This is a genomic window from Holdemanella porci (assembly GCF_009696075.1).
Classification (GTDB): Bacteria; Bacillota_I; Bacilli_A; order Erysipelotrichales; family Erysipelotrichaceae; genus Holdemanella; species Holdemanella porci.
In genome coordinates, this window is sequence record NZ_VUMR01000004.1 from 15,180 (window position 1) to 33,641 (window position 18,462).

16 protein-coding genes, 5 tRNA genes and 1 other annotated feature are annotated in these 18,462 nt (G+C 34.6%); of the genes, 18 read left to right on the forward strand and 3 right to left on the reverse strand.

Features of this window, described 5'->3' with window-relative positions:
* Positions 1-9: 9 nt before the first annotated feature.
* Positions 10-213 (forward strand) — a binding site (T-box leader).
* Positions 214-253: 40 nt separating this feature from the next.
* From thrS to FYJ55_RS01530, 6 genes are all read left to right on the forward strand, one after another.
* Positions 254-2,002 (forward strand): threonine--tRNA ligase, encoded by a 1,749-nt coding sequence (gene thrS, locus FYJ55_RS01505; RefSeq protein ID WP_154555334.1) that lies wholly within the window; start codon positions 254-256, stop codon positions 2,000-2,002.
* Positions 2,003-2,149: 147 nt separating this feature from the next.
* Positions 2,150-2,240, forward strand: a tRNA-Ser gene (locus tag FYJ55_RS01510).
* A gap of 20 nt (positions 2,241-2,260) precedes the next feature.
* Positions 2,261-2,336 (forward strand) — tRNA-Asp (locus FYJ55_RS01515).
* Positions 2,337-2,341: 5 nt separating this feature from the next.
* Positions 2,342-2,415, forward strand: a tRNA-Gly gene (locus FYJ55_RS01520).
* A gap of 16 nt (positions 2,416-2,431) precedes the next feature.
* A tRNA-Asp gene (locus FYJ55_RS01525) sits at positions 2,432-2,507 on the forward strand.
* 77 nt (positions 2,508-2,584) lie between these two features.
* Positions 2,585-3,439 (forward strand): DUF1848 family protein, encoded by an 855-nt coding sequence (locus tag FYJ55_RS01530; RefSeq protein WP_154555335.1) that lies wholly within the window; start codon positions 2,585-2,587, stop codon positions 3,437-3,439.
* Positions 3,440-3,455: 16 nt separating this feature from the next.
* On the opposite strand, the gene FYJ55_RS01535 is transcribed toward FYJ55_RS01530, so the two are convergent.
* Both FYJ55_RS01535 and FYJ55_RS01540 read right to left on the reverse strand, forming a co-directional pair.
* Complete coding sequence (locus FYJ55_RS01535; RefSeq protein ID WP_154555336.1) at positions 3,456-4,025, reverse strand: thioredoxin family protein; 570 nt, start codon at positions 4,023-4,025, stop codon at positions 3,456-3,458.
* A gap of 73 nt (positions 4,026-4,098) precedes the next feature.
* Positions 4,099-4,175: transfer RNA gene (locus FYJ55_RS01540), tRNA-His, on the reverse strand.
* A 119-nt stretch (positions 4,176-4,294) separates the two neighbouring features.
* Between FYJ55_RS01540 and radC the strand changes: the two genes are divergently transcribed.
* From radC to FYJ55_RS01600, 12 genes are all read left to right on the forward strand, one after another.
* The gene (gene radC / locus FYJ55_RS01545) at positions 4,295-4,954 is read left to right on the forward strand and encodes a RadC family protein (protein WP_195836632.1); all 660 of its coding nucleotides are present in this window, start codon (positions 4,295-4,297) and stop codon (positions 4,952-4,954) included.
* 47 nt (positions 4,955-5,001) lie between these two features.
* Complete coding sequence (gene mreC, locus FYJ55_RS01550) at positions 5,002-5,838, forward strand: rod shape-determining protein MreC (RefSeq protein ID WP_154555338.1); 837 nt, start codon at positions 5,002-5,004, stop codon at positions 5,836-5,838.
* Positions 5,835-6,401 (forward strand): hypothetical protein, encoded by a 567-nt coding sequence (locus FYJ55_RS01555; protein WP_154555339.1) that lies wholly within the window; start codon positions 5,835-5,837, stop codon positions 6,399-6,401. Before mreC ends, FYJ55_RS01555 begins: the two co-directional genes overlap by 4 nt.
* A 59-nt stretch (positions 6,402-6,460) precedes the next feature.
* Positions 6,461-9,037 carry a DNA polymerase I gene (gene polA / locus FYJ55_RS01560; protein WP_154555340.1) on the forward strand — a complete coding sequence of 859 codons (2,577 nt, stop codon included), beginning with the start codon at positions 6,461-6,463 and terminating at the stop codon, positions 9,035-9,037.
* Positions 9,037-9,858: a DNA-formamidopyrimidine glycosylase gene (gene mutM, locus FYJ55_RS01565; RefSeq protein ID WP_154555341.1), complete on the forward strand. Its 822-nt coding sequence runs from the start codon at positions 9,037-9,039 to the stop codon at positions 9,856-9,858. The genes polA and mutM overlap by 1 nt, the downstream gene beginning before the upstream one ends.
* Positions 9,831-10,436: a dephospho-CoA kinase gene (coaE, locus tag FYJ55_RS01570; RefSeq protein WP_117925056.1), complete on the forward strand. Its 606-nt coding sequence runs from the start codon at positions 9,831-9,833 to the stop codon at positions 10,434-10,436. Before mutM ends, coaE begins: the two co-directional genes overlap by 28 nt.
* Positions 10,426-11,559: a DnaD domain protein gene (locus tag FYJ55_RS01575; RefSeq protein WP_154555342.1), complete on the forward strand. Its 1,134-nt coding sequence runs from the start codon at positions 10,426-10,428 to the stop codon at positions 11,557-11,559. Before coaE ends, FYJ55_RS01575 begins: the two co-directional genes overlap by 11 nt.
* Entirely contained in the window at positions 11,559-12,461 is a 903-nt protein-coding gene (locus FYJ55_RS01580) for an ATP-binding protein (RefSeq protein ID WP_287717763.1), read from the forward strand. The genes FYJ55_RS01575 and FYJ55_RS01580 overlap by 1 nt, the downstream gene beginning before the upstream one ends.
* 78 nt (positions 12,462-12,539) lie before the next feature.
* Positions 12,540-13,409 (forward strand): class II fructose-1,6-bisphosphate aldolase, encoded by an 870-nt coding sequence (fba, locus tag FYJ55_RS01585; RefSeq protein WP_117925061.1) that lies wholly within the window; start codon positions 12,540-12,542, stop codon positions 13,407-13,409.
* A 62-nt stretch (positions 13,410-13,471) separates the two neighbouring features.
* Positions 13,472-15,325, forward strand: a complete 1,854-nt coding sequence (locus tag FYJ55_RS01590) for an alpha/beta hydrolase family protein (RefSeq protein ID WP_154555343.1) — start codon at positions 13,472-13,474, stop codon at positions 15,323-15,325.
* Between the two features lie 90 nt (positions 15,326-15,415).
* A complete protein-coding gene (locus FYJ55_RS01595) occupies positions 15,416-16,684 on the forward strand; it encodes a UDP-N-acetylglucosamine 1-carboxyvinyltransferase (RefSeq protein ID WP_154555344.1) in 1,269 nt (422 codons plus the stop codon).
* A gap of 45 nt (positions 16,685-16,729) precedes the next feature.
* Positions 16,730-18,097, forward strand: coding sequence for an MATE family efflux transporter (locus FYJ55_RS01600; RefSeq protein ID WP_154555345.1), 1,368 nt, complete (start codon positions 16,730-16,732; stop codon positions 18,095-18,097).
* 30 nt (positions 18,098-18,127) lie between these two features.
* Here the strand turns inward: FYJ55_RS01600 and FYJ55_RS01605 are convergent, their stop codons facing one another.
* A complete protein-coding gene (locus FYJ55_RS01605; RefSeq protein ID WP_117571665.1) occupies positions 18,128-18,352 on the reverse strand; it encodes a Lar family restriction alleviation protein in 225 nt (74 codons plus the stop codon).
* Positions 18,353-18,462: the final 110 nt, after the last annotated feature.

Sequence of the window (18,462 nt, forward strand, 5' to 3'; positions counted from 1 at the left end):
ATAATCTAGGCAACAATAGTGATAAGGATATGAATGCATTCTATTCAAATGTAGAGAGAGTGTGGTTGGTGAAAACACTTTGCGAATGTATGTGTTTACTCCCTTTGAATTGCCCTTGAAAAAGTGTGCCGTAATTCTTGCGTTAAAAGGTTTGAGGTGTATACAGTAATTGTATAAACAAAGGTGGTACCGCGTGCGACAGACGTCCTTTGATGGCTGTCGCTTTTTATATGGAAAAATGGAGGAAAGTAAAATGGAATTAGTGAACGTATTAGAAAATGAACATTTATCTATGTTGAACCACTCATGTGCTCATATGATGGCTCAAGCTGTTAAGCGTTTATATCCAAATGCTAAATTCTGGGTAGGACCTGTTATTTCTGAAGGTTTCTACTACGATATGGATTTAGGAGATGTAAAATTAAAAGAAGAGGATTTGGCAAAAATCGAAAAAGAAATGAAGAAAATTGCCAAAGACGGAAAGAGAATTGTTCGTGAAGAAATCTCTAAAGAAGATGCTTTAGAAATGTTCAAGGATGATCCTTATAAAATTGATTTGATCAACGGATTAGAAGATGGAAATATCACAATCTATCGTCAAGGTGAATTTGCGGACTTATGTCGTGGACCTCACGTTGAGACTGTTAAGATGTGTAAAAACTTTAAATTGTTGAAACATTCTGGTGCTTACTGGAAAGGTGATGCAAACAATAAAATGCTTCAACGTGTTTATGGTATTTGTTTCGATACAAAAGAAGAATTGGAAGCTCACTTAGAAGCTTTAGAAGAAGCTAAAAAACGTGACCACAAGAAATTAGGGAAAGAAATGGGCTTGTTCACAATTAGTGAATTTGCGCCAGGTATGCCTATCTTCTTGCCAGATGGAATGATTTTACGTAATATTTTGGAACAATACTGGTATCAAGAACATACAAAAGAAGGATATCAATTCATTAAGACTCCAATTATGATGTCAAAAGAATTATGGGAGTTGAGTGGACACTGGGATCACTATAAAGACAATATGTACACTTCAATGGTCGATGATCGTGAATTCGCAATCAAACCAATGAATTGTCCGGGTGCATTATTAGTATATAACTCAACTTTGCACTCATATAAAGATTTACCATTGCGTTTAGGGGAATTAGGACAAGTACACCGTCATGAAGCAAGTGGTGCATTAAACGGATTGTTCCGTGTGCGTACATTCACACAAGATGATGCGCACTTATTTGTAACTCCTGATCAATTGGAAGAAGAAGTTAAAAAAGTATTACAATTGGTAGATCGTATTTATTCTGTATTTGGTTTACCATATGAAATTGAATTATCAACTCGTCCAGAAAGTGGATATATTGGATCTGAAGAAATCTGGGATGCTTCAGAAAAAGCATTGGCACAAGCTTGTGTTCATGCAGGTAAAGAATATAAAGTAAATCCTGGAGATGGTGCATTCTATGGACCTAAATTGGATATCCATATCAAAGATAGCTTAGGACGTGTATGGCAATGTGGTACTGTACAGTTGGATATGAACTTGCCTGAAAGATTCGAATGTAAATATGTAGATGCGGATGGAACAAAGAAAACTCCAATTATGTTACACCGTGTAGTTTATGGATCAGTTGAACGTTTCATTGGCATCTTAATCGAACACTTTGGTGGACACTTCCCATTATGGTTAGCTCCACGTCAATTTGTTGTAATTCCAGTACACCACGAAAAACATGTAGAATACGCAAATAAAGTATGTGATGCATTAACAGCATTAGGAATGCGTGCAACAGTAGATTCTCGTAACGAAAAATTGGGTTATCGTGTTCGTGAGGCACAGCTACAAAAGGTTACTTACCAAATCGTAGTTGGTGATGGAGAGCAAGAAAACAATACAGTTACAATTCGTCAGAGTGGTAAAAAGGATAGTGTTACATTATCTTTAGATGAAGCTTTAGCTAAATTTAAAGCTGAAGTAGACAACAAAACATTGTTTGGAAAGTAAGAGTTTAGAGGTCAAAAATTGGCCTCTAAATTTTTTTGTCTTTTTTTGAAAAATTTGCTTGCAATAAGTTTTTATCCATGTTATTATAAACGGGCGTTACGGATAACGCAGGTGTTCTAAAAAAATAAGTATTCTGGAAATATTCTTGGAGAAGTACTCAAGTGGCTGAAGAGGTGCCCCTGCTAAGGGTATAGGTCGGGAAACTGGCGCGAGAGTTCAAATCTCTCCTTCTCCGCCATCTTATTTTTGGAAAATTATGGTCCAGTGGTGTAGTGGTTAACATGCCTCCCTGTCACGGAGGAGATCGTGGGTTCGAGTCCCATCTGGACCGCCATTCATGCAGATGTAGTTCAATGGTAGAACACAGCCTTGCCAAGGCTGATACGGGGGTTCAATTCCCCTCATCTGCTCCATTTAAAATTAAATATTGGTCCAGTGGTGTAGTGGTTAACATGCCTCCCTGTCACGGAGGAGATCGTGGGTTCGAGTCCCATCTGGACCGCCATTTAGAAATTTAAGTCATCTTAGGATGACTTTTTTCTTTATATTGACTATTATTTTGTTTCTTAGTTTAATAAAACTATGATTATTAATGCGAGTGGAAGAACAGATATTGTAGCATATTATATGAATTGGTTTGTGAACCGCTGGAATGAAGGATATTTTGATGTAAGAAACCCTTTTAATCCAAAACTTGTCAGTCGTATCTTTGTATCTGATGTAGATATGATTGTATTTTGTACAAAAAATCCATTGCCATTGCTTGATACAATACATTTGTTTTCTGTACCCATTCAGCTACAAGTTACCATCACAGGATACTTTAAAGATATGGAACCTCAAGTACCTGATAAAGGAGAAATCATTGCGTGTGTTCAAAAACTGTCTTCTTATCTTGGAAAAGAAAATGTATGTGTGCGATATGATCCAATCCTTTTGAATTCCAAATATAATGTTGATTATCATATTCGTGCCTTTAATAAATTATGTACAATATTAAAAGGATATGTATCTAAAGTGATTGTCTCTTTTGTGGATGATTATAAAAATGTTCGAAATAATCATTTGGATTATCATGAACCCTCTAATGAGGAATATCTTAAGTTAAAAGAAACTTTTGAAAAGAATGATATGAAGATTGTTAGTTGTATGGAAAATAAATATCAAATTGGTGATGAAAAAGATTGCTGCATCAGCATTAAATATGCCTTTGAAAGAACGGGCAAGCTTTTTAAAGAGTGGAAGGCAAGGGATTGTCATTGCGTGAATATGGTGGATGTTGGTGCTTATAATTCATGTTTACACGGATGCAAATATTGCTACGCCAATTTTGATCCCAAAAAAATTGTGTCAAACTATAAGATGCATGATGTGAACTCTAGTTTATTGATTGGACATTTGAATTTGGATGATCAAGTCAAAATACGAAGAAAATAAAATGAGTGAAGCTAGTTTATTTTGCTTCACTCATTAATTTTATATAGATTTTTGTTAGTTGCTCTTTTTCATCGTTTGTCATTTTTCTTTCGGTCGCATCATGACTTTCTAATGTTCCTTCATGTCCATCAATGACTTTTCCATTCTTTATAACCAACACTAGAGGAACATATAAGGTTAGAACACCTTCATCGTTATTTGACATATAATCTTGGATATATGGTTCAATAATCGCTTTTTGCTCATCTGTATAAAGACGATTCTTTTCTTCATCTCTTACTTTTACATATTGGATGTCGATTCCATTATCTTTTGCGACTTTCTTTAAAATGGGTTTAGCTTCTTTGCACCAAGGACAACTTGAAAATCCGAAATATAAAACACCCGATTTTTCTTGAGTGAAGTATTGAATGGCTTCATCAAAGTTAATTTCATTAAAATTTGTTTTAGTATTGTCTTTTTTGCTGCACTTTTCTTCTTCGCTTGTTACATCACAAGCTTTTTTTGAAGTCGAAGTTGTACTCTTTGTTGGTGCTTGACACGCACATAATGTAAGACTTAAAAGTATGAGTAATAATTTTTTCATGTTCCTAATATACAAATAAATTTAAAAAATGTAAATAAAAAAGCTTCGATTTCTCGAAGCTTAAAAATCTTAGTGGGGCGGCTGACGCGATTCGAACGCGCGCGTGACGGAGCCACAATCCGCTGTGTTAACCAACTTCACCACAACCGCCATGTTTGCTTAACGCTTAAATAATATACCATGTGATTCTGTACTTTGCAAGCAAAAAAGTAAAATAAATTAAAAAAAAGTGTATTTTTTTCGTATAAGAGTATATGAAGGTAAAAGAGATGGAAGTGGAACAGCGCCCACGAGAAAAAGCGCTACGCTATGGCTTAGAATCTTTGAGCGATTTAGAGTTGGTTGCCTTGATTCTTCAAAGCGGGAATAAAAATCGTTCCGTATTCGAAATTGCATCCGATGTATTGAAAGAAAGTGAAGGTTTATCAAAATTAATGTCAATGCATGCAAATACATTGATGCAGATTCAAGGAATACGAGAAGTTAAAGCTTTACAGCTTTTGGCAAGTGTGGAACTCAGTAAACGTGTCATTAGATCAAAGGTGTATCATGCCTCCATTATGAGACCTGAAGATGTGATTGAATGGTTTGAATTTGAGTATGGCTCTTTGCCACAAGAATGTTTTATTGCTCTGTATTTAGATACAAAAAGTAAACTCATTTCTCATCGTGTTTTGTTTAAGGGAACGTTGAATGAAAGTGTAGTACATCCTAGAGAAGTGTTTAAAGAGGCTTTTCTTCAAAACGCAAACTCCGTTTTGATTGCCCATAATCATCCTTCTGGCGATTGTACACCATCCAAAGCAGATTTTGAGGTAACCTATAAAATGGTTCATGTCGCAATGACAATGGGAGTGAATTTAATTGATCACATTATTGTAGGACAAAATCAATATTATTCGTTTAAAGAGCATAAATATCTCGATTGAAAGAAGGAGGGTTTGTCGCTATAATATAAGTTAGTTTGGGGGATATTATGCGCAAATTTACTCGAATTCAAAAAAGATTACTTACGACAATTGTCGTTTTATGTATACTAGCATGTGCAATGTTTGGCTTAAGACAAAACTCCATCACGAATATTGGATATAGCGTATGGACATACTTAAAATATGGATTAATTCAATATCCGCTGTCTTCAATTGGAAATGCAGTTAATGATTTTGCGAATCTTTGGCATGCTTATGATGATAATGAATATTTGTCAAAACAATTGGCAGAACAAAAGAATTATCAGACGGCATATGAAGATGAAAGAAATAAAAATAAACAACTAGAAGGGTTGCTTGAAATGAAAGGCGGATTTGGGGATGCTAAAACAATTAGTGTATCAGTTTTAGAACGTTCAAGTGATTCGTGGTTGCAGACAGTGACAATTTCAGCTGGCAAAAAACAAGGGGTAGAAAAGAATATGCTTGTGGCAACAAGTGATGGTGCCATTGGCTTGGTTGAAAGTGTTCAAACAATGACGAGCATTGTACAATTGTTGACAAGCCAGCATTTAAGTAATGATATTGCGATAAAGATGTCTTTGGAAGATGGTACAAGTGTAGAAGGTGTTTTACAATCGTATGATACAGAAAAAAAGGCATATCGAGTATCTTTATTTGACAATGATGCGATTGTCACAAAAGGGCAAAAAGTTGCGACAAGTGGTAAGGGTGGAAACTATCCGAGTGGAATTTTGATAGGTGAAGTAAAAGATGTATCTTTAAATGATGACTCTATTATTTCAACTGTCTATGTATCACCTGTATCCAATATGAAAAGTTTTGACTATTGTCTTGTGATTGGAAAAGAGGAGAGTAAATGATAAATAAGGAACGTTATTCATTTATTTTCTTAGCCATTCTAGCTATGTTAGATCAATTGATTGCTTCTTTGTTTGGCGTTGATTTTACATATTCCTCACTATCTTTAGTTAGCCATCTATGTTTTTGTGGATGTCTATTAGTCGTGGTTCATGAAAGAAGTTTAAATCGGTTTCTATATGCTTGTTTATGTGGCCTTTGTGTGGGAATGTTTTTTACTTCAGACTGGCTTGTTAAGATGCTTTTGTTTGGCTTGTTTGGCTGGGCTATTGGCTTTTTTCAAGAAGCGATGGATCAAGATCACTGGGTACAATTTGGTATTGTATTCCTAATGATGTTTGCGAGTGATTTAATTTGTTTTTTTGGCGCAAAGATCTTCGGATATCTCACAATGAGCTTTGTGAAATGGTTTATTCACGTTGAAGCTTTGACATTGATTTTTAATGGTGTGGCTATATTCGTGTTGATCTATATTATTACAGTATTCATGCGATATGCGACAATCAAAGATATTCGATTTAAGCGGATGGAGAAGTTGAAAATGCAAAATATTCGAAGGAAATGAGTCAGGGATTCGTTTCCTTCTTTTCATATATGTTAAAATAGAAGAAAAGAGGTACGCGTATGAAAAAACTATTATTATTAGATGGAAACTCCATGCTATTTCGTGCATATTATGCAACGTTATATACACATAGAATGACTACATCCAATGGCATTCCAACCAATGCGGTTTATGGCTTTGTGATGATGTTAAACAAGGCAATTGACATTATTGAACCAGATAAGATTTTAGTGGCTTGGGATGCAGGAAAACCTACGTTTAGACACAAACAATTTGAAGCGTATAAAGGAACGCGGAAACCATTGGATGAAGAATTGATTGTTCAATTTCCAATTGTTAGAGAATACTTGGATGCGGCTGGAATCAAACGTTATGAACAAGAAGGTTATGAAGCTGATGACATTATTGGAAGTATGGCCAAATGCTGCAAAGATGTTCAAACTACAATTCTGACTAGTGATCGTGATTTATTACAGTTGATTGATTCAAGTACACATGTTCTTTTGATGAAAAAGGGCCTAAGTGAAATGGATCTAATGGACGAACAAAATTTAATGGATACGTATGGAATTACTCCAAGGCAAGTTATTGATATGAAAGGATTAATGGGTGATACAGCCGATAATATTCCAGGCGTAGCCGGTGTTGGTGAAAAGACAGCCTTGCGTTTATTGAATCAATATTCCACTGTAGAAAATGTTTATGCTCATATTGATGAAGTAAAAGGAAAATTAAAAGAAAAGCTAGAAAAAGATAAAGATAATGCCTTCATGTCTTTAGAATTGGCTACTATTTATACAAAGATGGAATTGCCATTTGAATTATGCGATTGTGAGTTTACAGGAATTCAAGATAATGTGAATGCATTCTATGAAAAATATGAAATGCGATCATTGGTAAATCGTACTAAACAGACTAAAGAGGAAAAATGGCCTTTAAAAGAAGTGGACCATTTTGAATTTGAAAATATGGATGACGTTATGGTTATGCCAGTATGTACTCAAGAGCCTTATTTAGATCAAAAATTGTATGGTTTTATGATTCCAAAAGATAAAACTGTTTATTATATTTCAGTAGAAAACGCATTAGAGGATACAAACTTTAAAACATTGTTGGAAACAAAAGAAATGAGTACATGGGATACAAAGGAAATGATGCATCTATTAGATCGCTATGGATTTAAATGGAATACTTTTAGTAATGACTTACATATTGCAGGATTCTTATTGAATTCTACCGCAACAGATAGTGATGCAGTCTTAGAAGCACTTCAAATTCATCTTCCAGAATCTTTCCATGATGTATCTAAGAAGACAAAAGAGGGGCCTGCTTATAGTTTGGAAAGAGAAAAGGCGATCTATCATAGTTTGACTCAGCAACTATGTGAAAAAAAGGATAAGCTTCGTGCTTCTTTAAAAGAAGAAAATGTATTGTCTTTGTATGAAGATATTGAAATGCCATTAACACATGTCTTGTTTTCGATGGAACAAGAAGGTATTTCGATTCAAGAAAGTTTTTTAGATGAGTATGGAGCTTTATTAAACGAGAAATTGGATGCTCTTGCTCAAAAAATCTACTCACATGCAGGTATGATTTTTAATATCAATTCACCAAAACAATTGGCGAATGTCTTATTTGATGAGTTGAACTTAAGTTCAGGTGGAAAAAAACGTTCAACATCCGCAGATGTATTAGAGAAGCTTCGTGGAAAACATCCAATCATTGATGATATTCTTGAATATCGAAAAATTGCGAAGGTATCCAGTACATATATTGATGGTTTGAAAAAACATATTCGTTCGGATCAAAAGATTCATACTTCTTTTAATCAGACAATGACGCAAACTGGAAGACTTTCAAGCAGTGAACCAAACTTACAAAATATTAGTATTCGGGATGACTTAGGTAAAGAAATTCGTAAGGCGTTTGTCGCCGAAGATGGATATCACTTATTGTCTGCTGATTATTCGCAGATTGAATTAAGAATGTTGGCACATATGGCCAATGAGGATCACATGATAAAAGCGTTTAATGAAGGTTTGGATATTCATACAAAAACGGCAACTTTAATTTTTGGGTGTTCACCAGAAGAGGTAGATGAACATAAAAGAAGAATTGCCAAGACAGTTAACTTTGGCATTGTATATGGACAAACTGAATTTGGTTTATCTTCACAATTAAATATCACACGAAAAGAAGCGGGTGAATTTATGAAGATGTACTTTGAAAGTTATCCTCAGATTCACGAATATATGAATCAATTGATTGATTTCTGTAAAGAACATGGATATGTCGAAACATTATTCCACAGAAGAAGAGAGATTCCTGAAATCAACGATAAGAATTTTATGACACGAGAATTTGGTAAGCGAGCTGCCATGAATGCACCAATTCAAGGTAGTGCAGCTGATTTGATCAAGATTGCGATGTTGAAAATGGATCAAGCTTTAAAAGATGCCAATGTAAAATCAAAAATGCTTCTTCAAATCCATGATGAATTGATTTTCTTAGTGCCAGATGAAGAATTGGACTTGATGCAAAAACTTGTCAAAGAAACAATGGAAAGTGCAATGGAATTAAAGGTTCCATTAAAGGCAAGTATTAGTGTTGGAAAGTCATGGTATGAGGCAAAATAATGCCGGAAGCACCAGAAGTACAAACCGTATTAAGTACGTTGGAAACACAAATTAAAAATGTTTCAATTGAAGATGTATTGATATATTATCCTAAGATTATAGATAATGTAGAAGTAGAAACTTTTAAAAATCAATTAATTGGGCAAACATTCCATTCATTTAATCGACTTGGGAAATATTTGATTTTTGGTCTGGATGACTATGATCTAGTTGTTCACTTAAGAATGGAAGGTAAATTTTATCTTTATAATATGCTTTGTGAGAATAAACATATTCATATAGTATTTAAATTAAATAGTGGAACCTATATGTCGTATCATGATACAAGAAAATTTGGAAGAATGTATTTGTATCCTAAAAAAGAAGATATTCATGCATATCCGTGTTTTAAAAATGTTGGATATGATTATATGGATGAAAGAGTGAATGGAATGTATTTCTATACCTGTGTTCATTCGTTAAAACGAAATTTGAAATCCTGCCTGTTAGATCAATCGATTATGGCAGGTGTTGGAAATATTTATGCGGATGAGATATGTTTTGCCTCAGGATTAGATCCTAGAAGCCGTGCCTCAAAGCTTTCAAAGAAAGATTGTGAGAAAATAGTTTTTCAGACAAAGCGAATCTTGCAGGGAGCTACACGTTTTGGTGGAACAACCATCCGTTCTTATACTTCAAGTTTAGGGGTAACGGGACGTTTTCAACTCTATTTGAATGTACATGATCAAACACAATGTAAAGTGTGTCATCATGCTATTAAAAAATTAACTGTATCACAAAGGGGGACTTATCTATGTCCAAATTGTCAAAAAAGAAAGTAATAGGAATCACTGGATCTATGGGTTCAGGAAAGAGTGAGATTTCTCGATATTTAAGAAAAAAATATCCTGTTTTAGATTGTGATCAGGTCAATGCGGATTTATTAAAAAAGGGAAATTTGGGTTATCAGAAATTAAATGATTTACGTATTGTTGAATTGGATTCAAATGGACAGATCATTAAGGAAAGTTTAGCTTCATATATGTTTTCTAAGGCAGAACATAGAAAACAAGTGGAAGCCATCTTGCATCCTTTGATTTTTGAACAGATGCATAAATGGATTTATGAACAAGAGAGTTCGATTGTCTTTGTGGAAATGCCAATTTTATTTGAGATTTCTGCACAAGATCATTTTGACTCAATATGGTGCGTTGTGGCTGATTTAGATGTAGCCTTATCGCGTTTACAAACCTATCGCAATTTTACTAGGGAACAAGCTTTGGCAAGGCTTGTATCACAGATGAATCCGGAAGAGAAGATGGCAAAAAGTGATATTGTACTGCAAAATAATGGTACAGTAGAACAGTTGCATAAACAAATAGAAGAAGCATTAAAAGAGGAGAAGGTACATGGCGATTGAAGTGCGTTGCATAGAACATTTATCTGTTGAACAAAGACAATCTTTGCATTTGTTGTATGGTCCTTTGATGGGTAAAAGTTCAATTTGTCTATATGAATTTTTAGGCTCTATTCAAAATTCTGTTGAATTAGAAGACGTATATTTACTGTTGAATATAAATGCTTCACAATTTGATAAGGCACGAAATTATTTAGAGCAATATCATTTAATTGAAACCTATGTTCATGAAGATGACATGTTGATTTTATTGTATGCTCCATTATTACCAGATAAATTTTTATGTCACGATACCTATTCAAGATTGTATTTGGCAAGTGTAGGATCAAAGTGTTTTGATAAAATAAAGGCAATGCTTCATAAAGATAAGACGATTTCTTCTGTATATACCAAAGTAGAAAGTCCTTTGGATGTTTCAATTTTAGATTCGTGGAACGAATCTAAAGAGATTGCGTACGAAAAGGTGAAACCGACAATCAAACAAAAATATGATTTTGATTTTGCAACACTCTTCAAAGGGATGGATCGTGTTTTTCCGGCACGTTATCGAACTAATGAAAATTTAGATCGTATTGCACAGATGGCACAAATATATGGAATTGATGCCAAAGATATGCGTAGATACGTGCAAAGAAGTATTAATCCTTCAACACATGTATTTGATTTGGACAAATTAAAAGAGATGGTTATGCGTAATCGTAAGGTTATGGAAACAAGTAAAGATCCATATCAGATGCCACCTGTTAAATTTTTGCAGAATAAGCAAAATGGAATTCCTGTTGTGAAATCGGATCAGGCATTGATTGAACGTTTATGCACACAATTCCAGCTTTCAGTTGAAGTTGTGAATACTTTGATTGAATATACTTTGCAGCAAACACATCAACAATTTTCTAGAAATTACGTTGAAAAAGTTGCGGCAAGCTGGGTTCGTCTGGGCGTGGATTCTAGGAAGAAAGCATTGGAAATTATCAACCAAGCGCCAACAGAAAATAAAAGAGAGAAAAAAGAAGAAAAGGTTGTACTTGATGAGAAGTTCTATACGCAAAAGGAAGAAAAATCAGATACGCAAATCCAACAGGAGATGTTAGAACTTCAAAAGATGTTGAAAGAAGGTAAGTTGTAGTGAATTTAAATATTAAACTTTCAGAAGAGCAGATGATGGAAAGACAACAGAATATTGCTCGTTTAAAAGAAAATGAATGGATTCAAATATTTCTTGAACAGAATCATTTAGATGCATCTTTTGTAGAAGAAAATAGTGGCGTTTTGTTGCAGTGGATCAAGAGTGTGAGCGCATGTAGAAACTGTAAGGGATTGGATTATTGTGTACAGAAGATTCGTGGGAAGGCTACAAAATTAAAAATTGACGATTCTGGTTTCTTGAATGAATATTACGCTTCTTGTCAGTATGAACAAAAAAGAGATCAACAATTGGCTCATCAAAGTAAATTTCGCTTTTCTCATATGTCTTTAAATGATTATTTAATCGATCTAAATGATGCTTGCTTTTTAAGTGCTGCCAAAGAAAAAGATTATATGGCAGCTTATACCCAAAGTGTGAGTAGCATACCGCTAAATCAAGGTGTGTATTTATATGGAAATCCAGGGACTGGAAAGTCTTATTTAATGAAGGGAATCTGTAATTACTATGCGAAAAATAATAAGAGTGTTTCTTTTGTACAGGTTCCATTATTGATTCAGGAATTGAAACAGTTTATGACAGATAATGATTATCGTCAAAGAGTGATGAACCATTTACGCTACAGTGATGTTTTGGTTTTAGATGATATTGGAGCTGAAAGTATTACGCAATGGACGCGAGATGAAATCTTACTTCCTGTTTTAGATGAGCGTATGAATAAAGGAATGAAAACATACTTTACATCAAATTATTCAATGGAAGAATTAGAACAGCAGTATCGTCTTGTGAATAAACCGAATAATACAATTGCGAGTCTAAGAATTCTAGAAAGAATTCGTACTTTGTCCAAACCTGTTGAATTATCCGGAAAATCACGTCGTTAGTTAATAATTTCACTTTTCAAATTGGGCGTTATGGAGTAGAATAGTTATGACAGAAATGTTTAAAGGAGGAATAGAGTAATGTTAGTATCTGCTACTGAAATGATCAACAAAGCTCACGAAGGGCACTATGCGATTGGTGCTTTCAACATCAATAACTTGGAATGGACAAAAGCTATCTTAGCTGCTGCTGAAGAAGCTAAATCACCAGTTATGTTAGGAGTATCTGAAGGTGCTGCTAAATACATGTGTGGTTTCAAAACAGTTGCTGCTATGGTAAAAGAAATCCACGATGCAATGGGAATTACAGTTCCTGTAGCTTTACACTTGGACCACGGTTCATATGAAGGTGCAAAAGCTGCTATCGAAGCAGGATTTACTTCTGTAATGTTCGATGGTTCTCATTATGCATTCGAAGAAAACTTAGAAAAATCAAAAGAAATGATCGCCTTAGCACACTCAAAAGGATTATCAATTGAATGTGAAGTTGGTGGAATCGGTGGAGAAGAAGACGGTGTAGTATCTGCTGGTGAATTAGCTGACCCTGAAGAATGTAAAACTATCGCTGACTTAGGTGTAGACTTCTTAGCAGCTGGTATCGGAAATATCCACGGTAAATATCCTGCAAACTGGGCTGGATTAAACTTTGATCGTTTAGGAGAAATCCAAAACGCAACAAACGGAAAACCATTAGTATTACACGGTGGTTCAGGAATTCCTCGTGAACAAGTTCAAAAAGCTATCACATTAGGTGTTTCTAAAGTTAACGTTAATACTGAATGTCAGTTAGTATTTGCTGAAGCAACTCGTAAATACATCGAAGCTGGAAAAGACCAAGAAGGAAAAGGATACGATCCACGTAAATTATTAAAACCAGGTGCTGATGCAATCACAGCATTATGTAAAGAAATGATGGAAAACTTCTTTGGTTCTGCTGGAAAAGCTGAATAATTAAAGTTTTTAAATAAAGCAGGTTTTAAGCCTGCTTTTTGCATAATTTGGAGGGGAAATATATGAAGTCAGTTGAAATTAATGATTTATTGTCTTATCACTTTTATGGAAATTTAAAAGTGAAAGATGGAGTAAAAGTTTTTGTTGATGGAGTAGCAGCAGAAAAGGAAAATGCTTATGAATATACTTTAAAATGCGTAAAGGACGATAAAGTATATGATTTAACTTCTTATGGAAAAGAAGCAGGGTTTTATATCGAAAATGAAAATTCGATTCTATTCTGTGGAAATCGTAAGAATATTGAAAAATCTACATCTTTATATCGTTTGGCATTGAATGGTGGAGAAGCCAAAGAAATTGCTCGCTTTGATAAACCAGGAATGAATGTTTTGGGATATTTAAACGAGAATACTTTGGTTTTGATGACGAAAGAAAAACTTGTTGAAGAAGAAAGTGATTATGAAGTGTTTGATGAGATTCCTTTCTATATGAATGGTCAGGGAATCACCAATAAACATCGTACGCATTTATATACATATAATTTAGACACAAAAGAACTTGTTTGCGTTACAGAAGGTACTTTTGATGTGTCAAACGCAAAGATTCATGATGGTGCTTTGTATTATACAGGACAAAATTGGACAAGAAAACAAGCTTTATATGAAAATCTTTATAAATATGATGGTTCTGTAAGTACAGTTGTAGATGCTAAGGAAAGAAGTATTCAAAGTTTTGATTTTGTGGATGGTAAATTGGTTCTTATCGCAAGCACACATGAAAAATATGGCTTGAATGAGAATCCAAAATTCTTTGATCAAGACTTTAATTTAATTGCTGATTGGCAAGAATGTGTTGGAAACAGTGTAGGTACAGATTGTGCTTTAGTTGCAGGTAATGCGACTCTAGTAAATAAAGATGCGTTATATTTTGTTTCTACGATCTATGATCACAATAATTTGTATAAATTAGAAAATGGAAATATTGAACTTGTATTTGAATGGCCAGGAACAATTCAATCTTTCGCATTTGAAGATGACACATTATATTTTATTGGAGCTGATGTGGCAAGTCTTCAACAATTGTATAAAGTTGTAGATGGTAAAGCCGTTCAATTATCTGATTTTAATAAAATGGAAGATACATATGTGGCAAATCCTGTAGAAGTTAATTTTGGTGAAAATTTAACAGGATGGGTATTATTGCCTAAAGATTATGATGGAACAAAAAAATATCCGGCTATTTTAGATATTCATGGTGGACCTAAAACAGTATATGGAAAAGTGTTCTATCATGAAATGCAAGTATGGGCAAGTAAAGGATACTTTGTATTCTTCTGTAATATTCATGGTTCTGATGGACGTGGCAATGAGTTTATGGACATTCGTGGAAAATATGGAACGATTGATTATGATGAATTGATGCAGTTTACAGATAAAGTCTTAGAAACATATCCTCAAATTGATTCAAGCAGAGTTGGTGTAACTGGTGGAAGCTATGGTGGATTTATGACAAACTGGATCATTGGTCATACGGATCGTTTTGCGTGTGCTGCTAGTCAAAGAAGTATTGCCAACTGGATCTCATTCTCTCAGACAAGTGATATTGGGCCATACTTTGCACAAGATCAACAATCTGCTACATATGATGAAAATCCAGAAAAATTGTGGTGGCATTCACCATTGAAATATGCACGTAATGTGAAAACACCAACATTATTTATTCACTCTGATGAGGATTATCGTTGTCCACTTTGTGAAGGCCTACAAATGTTGAATGCTTTATTAGATCAGAATATTGAAGCTCGCATGTGCTTGTTCCATGGTGAAAATCATGATTTATCACGTACGGGACTTCCTCAACATCGTTTGCGTCGTTTAAATGAAATCACAAATTGGATGGAAAAACATTTAAAATAGATGGCTTTTGGAATTTACAATATTTTTCTAGATTATCCGGATTGAATAGGCTATAATAGATAGGCATTACCTTGAAATGGGGGAAAATGAATGGAAAAAGTCATTAAAATTGAAGGTGGACATGATTTAAATGGAACAGTACGTATTAGTGGTTCAAAGAATGCGACTGTGGCTTTAATTCCAGCATGTGTTTTAGGGAATGAGCCGGTTACAATTTATGGTGTACCTAATATTTCAGATGTACAGTCTTTGATCGTTTTATTAAATGAACTTGGTGTTTATGTTGAAAAACGAGATGAAGAAACATTATATATAGATCCTACTCATATGGAAAATATTCCTATGGTATCTAAAGCTGTTTCTAAATTAAGAGCAAGCTACTATTTTATGGGAGCTTTGTTAGGAAAATTTGGGCATGCAGAAATTAAGATGCCTGGTGGATGTTACTTAGGTCCAAGACCTATTGATTTGCACTTAAAAGGGTTTGAGGCTTTGGGTGCAAATATTCAATATGAAAATGGATGTTATATATTGGATGCGAAAGAATTAAAAGGAACAAATATTTTCTTAGATATTTCGAGTGTAGGAGCTACAATCAACATTATGATGGCAGCTGTTTACGCAAAAGGTAGAACGGTTATTGAAAATGCCGCACGTGAGCCTGAAATTATCGATATCGCAACATTATTAAATAAAATGGGTGCTAGAATTCATGGCATGGGGACAAGTACTCTTGTGATTGATGGTGTTGAATATTTAAAGGGCTGTATTCATGAAATCATTCCAGATCGTATTGAAGCAGCAACTTATGTGATTATGGCAGCCGCTATGGCCAATGACATGCGCATCGAAAATATTATTCCTCAACACTTGGAAGCCATTGTTATGAAACTTCAAGAAGTGGGAATCAATATGGAAGTTGGTTCGGATTTTATTCATGTATTAAAAACAGATAAACCTTTAAAACGTACAGAAATTTTGACAAAACCATATCCAGGCTTTGCCACAGATGTTCAACAACCATTTACTGTATTATTAACACAATGTGAAGGCCAATCTGTAGTAACAGAAACAATTTATACAGAACGTTTCAAACATTGTGCAGAGTTAAATAAGATGGGTGCTGACATTGATGTACACACACCAAGTGCGTTTATCAACGGAAAGACAAAGTTACATGGTTCTAAAGTAACTGCAACAGATCTTCGTTGTGGTGCTGGACTTGTCATCGCAGCTTTAATGGCTGATGGTGTGACAGAAATCCATGATATTTATCACATTGATCGTGGTTATGATAACTTGGACGGAAAGTTAGCTCATTTAGGAGCCAAAATGTGGCGTGAAGAGGTAGAAGATTAAAAGGTGTATGGTGACATACATCTTTTTTCTTTGTATAATCATCTTATGAACATGATGGAAATAACGGCGCAGATGCGCGAAAATAAAAAAATAGAATTCAAAGATCAATTAAAAATTGTCGTTTTATTATCTGTACCTGCAATATTAGAACAATTAGTTGGAACGGCCATGAGTTATATTGATACAGCTATGGTTGGGTCACTAGGTTATAAGGCTACGGCAGCCATTGGTGTGGTTGCCAGTACAACATGGCTTTTTGGAGGAATTTGTGCAGCTGCGGTATTAGGCTTTTCAGTGCAGGTAGCTCAATATTTAGGGGCTGGTAAAAATAAATTGGCTAGACAGGTAGTATGTCAGTCGATTCTCTTTAATATTATCTTTGGTTTATGTATGGCATTGGTTGTGGTAACATCCAGTTTTTATTTGCCAAAATTATTGGGGGCAGCCCCATCAATTTGTAGAGATGCCACTTTATATTTGGCTATAGTAGGTGCTTTTATTCCATTTAATATGATGGCGATGTTACATTCAGGAATGTTAAGATGTTCAGGGAATGCCGTGCTTCCAAGTCTTATGAATATTTCAATGTGTGTATTTGATGTTATTTTTAACTATTTCTTTATTTATATACTAAATTTAGGCGTTGCCGGAGCTGCACTAGGAACGGGAATGGCGCAGTTGATTGTAGGCTTTATATTAATGTATATTGCAGTCAAAAAGGAAAAATCATTACGACTTCTAGGTGATGAATCGTGGAAATTTGATAAAGATATCTTGAAGAATGTAGTGAATCTTTCAATTCCAGCAGGTCTTGAAAGAGTGACACTATCTTTAGCTCAAGTTGTGATGACGGGTGTCGTTTCAGGGATGGGTGCAATCAGTGTAGCTATTAATTATGTGGCTGTTTCAGCAGAAGGATTATGTTATTTGCCAGCTTATGGAATTGGTGGTGCTGCAACTACATTGGTTGGACAAAGTATTGGAGCCAATCGAAAGGATATGGCAAAACGATTTGCGTATTTAACAACCTTATTATCTTTTGTTCTAGTGATATTTATGAGTGTTATCATGTTTGTGCTTGCACCATTTTTGGCTTCAACACTAACGAATAGTCAAGAAGTTATTGATGGAGCTAGTGAGTGCTTAAGAATTGTTTCTTTTTCTGAACCATTATTTGCGATTAGTATTGTAGTAATGGGGGCATTACGTGGTGCTGGAGATAGTAAACGTCCTTTTGTCTTAAATGCTTTGAGTATGTGGGGAATGCGTGTTTTACCAATTATTATTTTCACAAAACGATATGGTGTTATTGGTGTATGGGCCACAATGACTTTCGAGCTGGTATTTAGGGGTATTATATTCTTTATTCGTATGGTTCGAGGTAAGTGGTTAGATCAAAATTCAGTTAAATAAAAAAATTGAGTGGAATTTCCACTCATTCTCTTATTCACCAGGATTTGATTTTAATACTTTACCTGTATTAAATAATTCAGCGGCTCTTTTAGCAGCTTCTAAACGATCTTCTTCGTTTTTATAATCAACATGAACTGTATAGCAGCCACAATCCATGCATTGTGCATAGAATCCGTTTCCTTCTTCTTCTAGAATCGAACCACCTTCACATAGAGGGCATTCGTGTAAATCAACTAATTCATCAATGTTTTGCATAAGAATCCTTCCTTCTTTTATTCTTATCCATTGTACAATCAAATGCTAAGAAAGTTAAGAGAAATTTAAGATTTAATAAAGGAATGAAATGATATAATACATCGGTAACA

Bases quoted from the DNA above. Each gene is read 5' to 3' on its own strand.
- FYJ55_RS01555 (WP_154555339.1), top strand. From the start codon at position 5,835: ATGATAAATAAGGAACGTTATTCATTTATTTTCTTAGCCATTCTAGCT.
- FYJ55_RS01595 (WP_154555344.1), top strand. From the start codon at position 15,416: ATGGAAAAAGTCATTAAAATTGAAGGTGGACATGATTTAAATGGAACA.
- radC (WP_195836632.1), top strand. From the start codon at position 4,295: ATGGAAGTGGAACAGCGCCCACGAGAAAAAGCGCTACGCTATGGCTTA.
- FYJ55_RS01575 (WP_154555342.1), top strand. From the start codon at position 10,426: ATGGCGATTGAAGTGCGTTGCATAGAACATTTATCTGTTGAACAAAGA.
- coaE (WP_117925056.1), top strand. From the start codon at position 9,831: ATGTCCAAATTGTCAAAAAAGAAAGTAATAGGAATCACTGGATCTATG.
- FYJ55_RS01530 (WP_154555335.1), top strand. From the start codon at position 2,585: ATGATTATTAATGCGAGTGGAAGAACAGATATTGTAGCATATTATATG.
- thrS (WP_154555334.1), top strand. From the start codon at position 254: ATGGAATTAGTGAACGTATTAGAAAATGAACATTTATCTATGTTGAAC.
- FYJ55_RS01535 (WP_154555336.1), bottom strand. From the start codon at position 4,025: ATGAAAAAATTATTACTCATACTTTTAAGTCTTACATTATGTGCGTGT.
- fba (WP_117925061.1), top strand. From the start codon at position 12,540: ATGTTAGTATCTGCTACTGAAATGATCAACAAAGCTCACGAAGGGCAC.
- FYJ55_RS01600 (WP_154555345.1), top strand. From the start codon at position 16,730: ATGAACATGATGGAAATAACGGCGCAGATGCGCGAAAATAAAAAAATA.
- FYJ55_RS01605 (WP_117571665.1), bottom strand. From the start codon at position 18,352: ATGCAAAACATTGATGAATTAGTTGATTTACACGAATGCCCTCTATGT.
- FYJ55_RS01590 (WP_154555343.1), top strand. From the start codon at position 13,472: ATGAAGTCAGTTGAAATTAATGATTTATTGTCTTATCACTTTTATGGA.
- mutM (WP_154555341.1), top strand. From the start codon at position 9,037: ATGCCGGAAGCACCAGAAGTACAAACCGTATTAAGTACGTTGGAAACA.
- polA (WP_154555340.1), top strand. From the start codon at position 6,461: ATGAAAAAACTATTATTATTAGATGGAAACTCCATGCTATTTCGTGCA.
- mreC (WP_154555338.1), top strand. From the start codon at position 5,002: ATGCGCAAATTTACTCGAATTCAAAAAAGATTACTTACGACAATTGTC.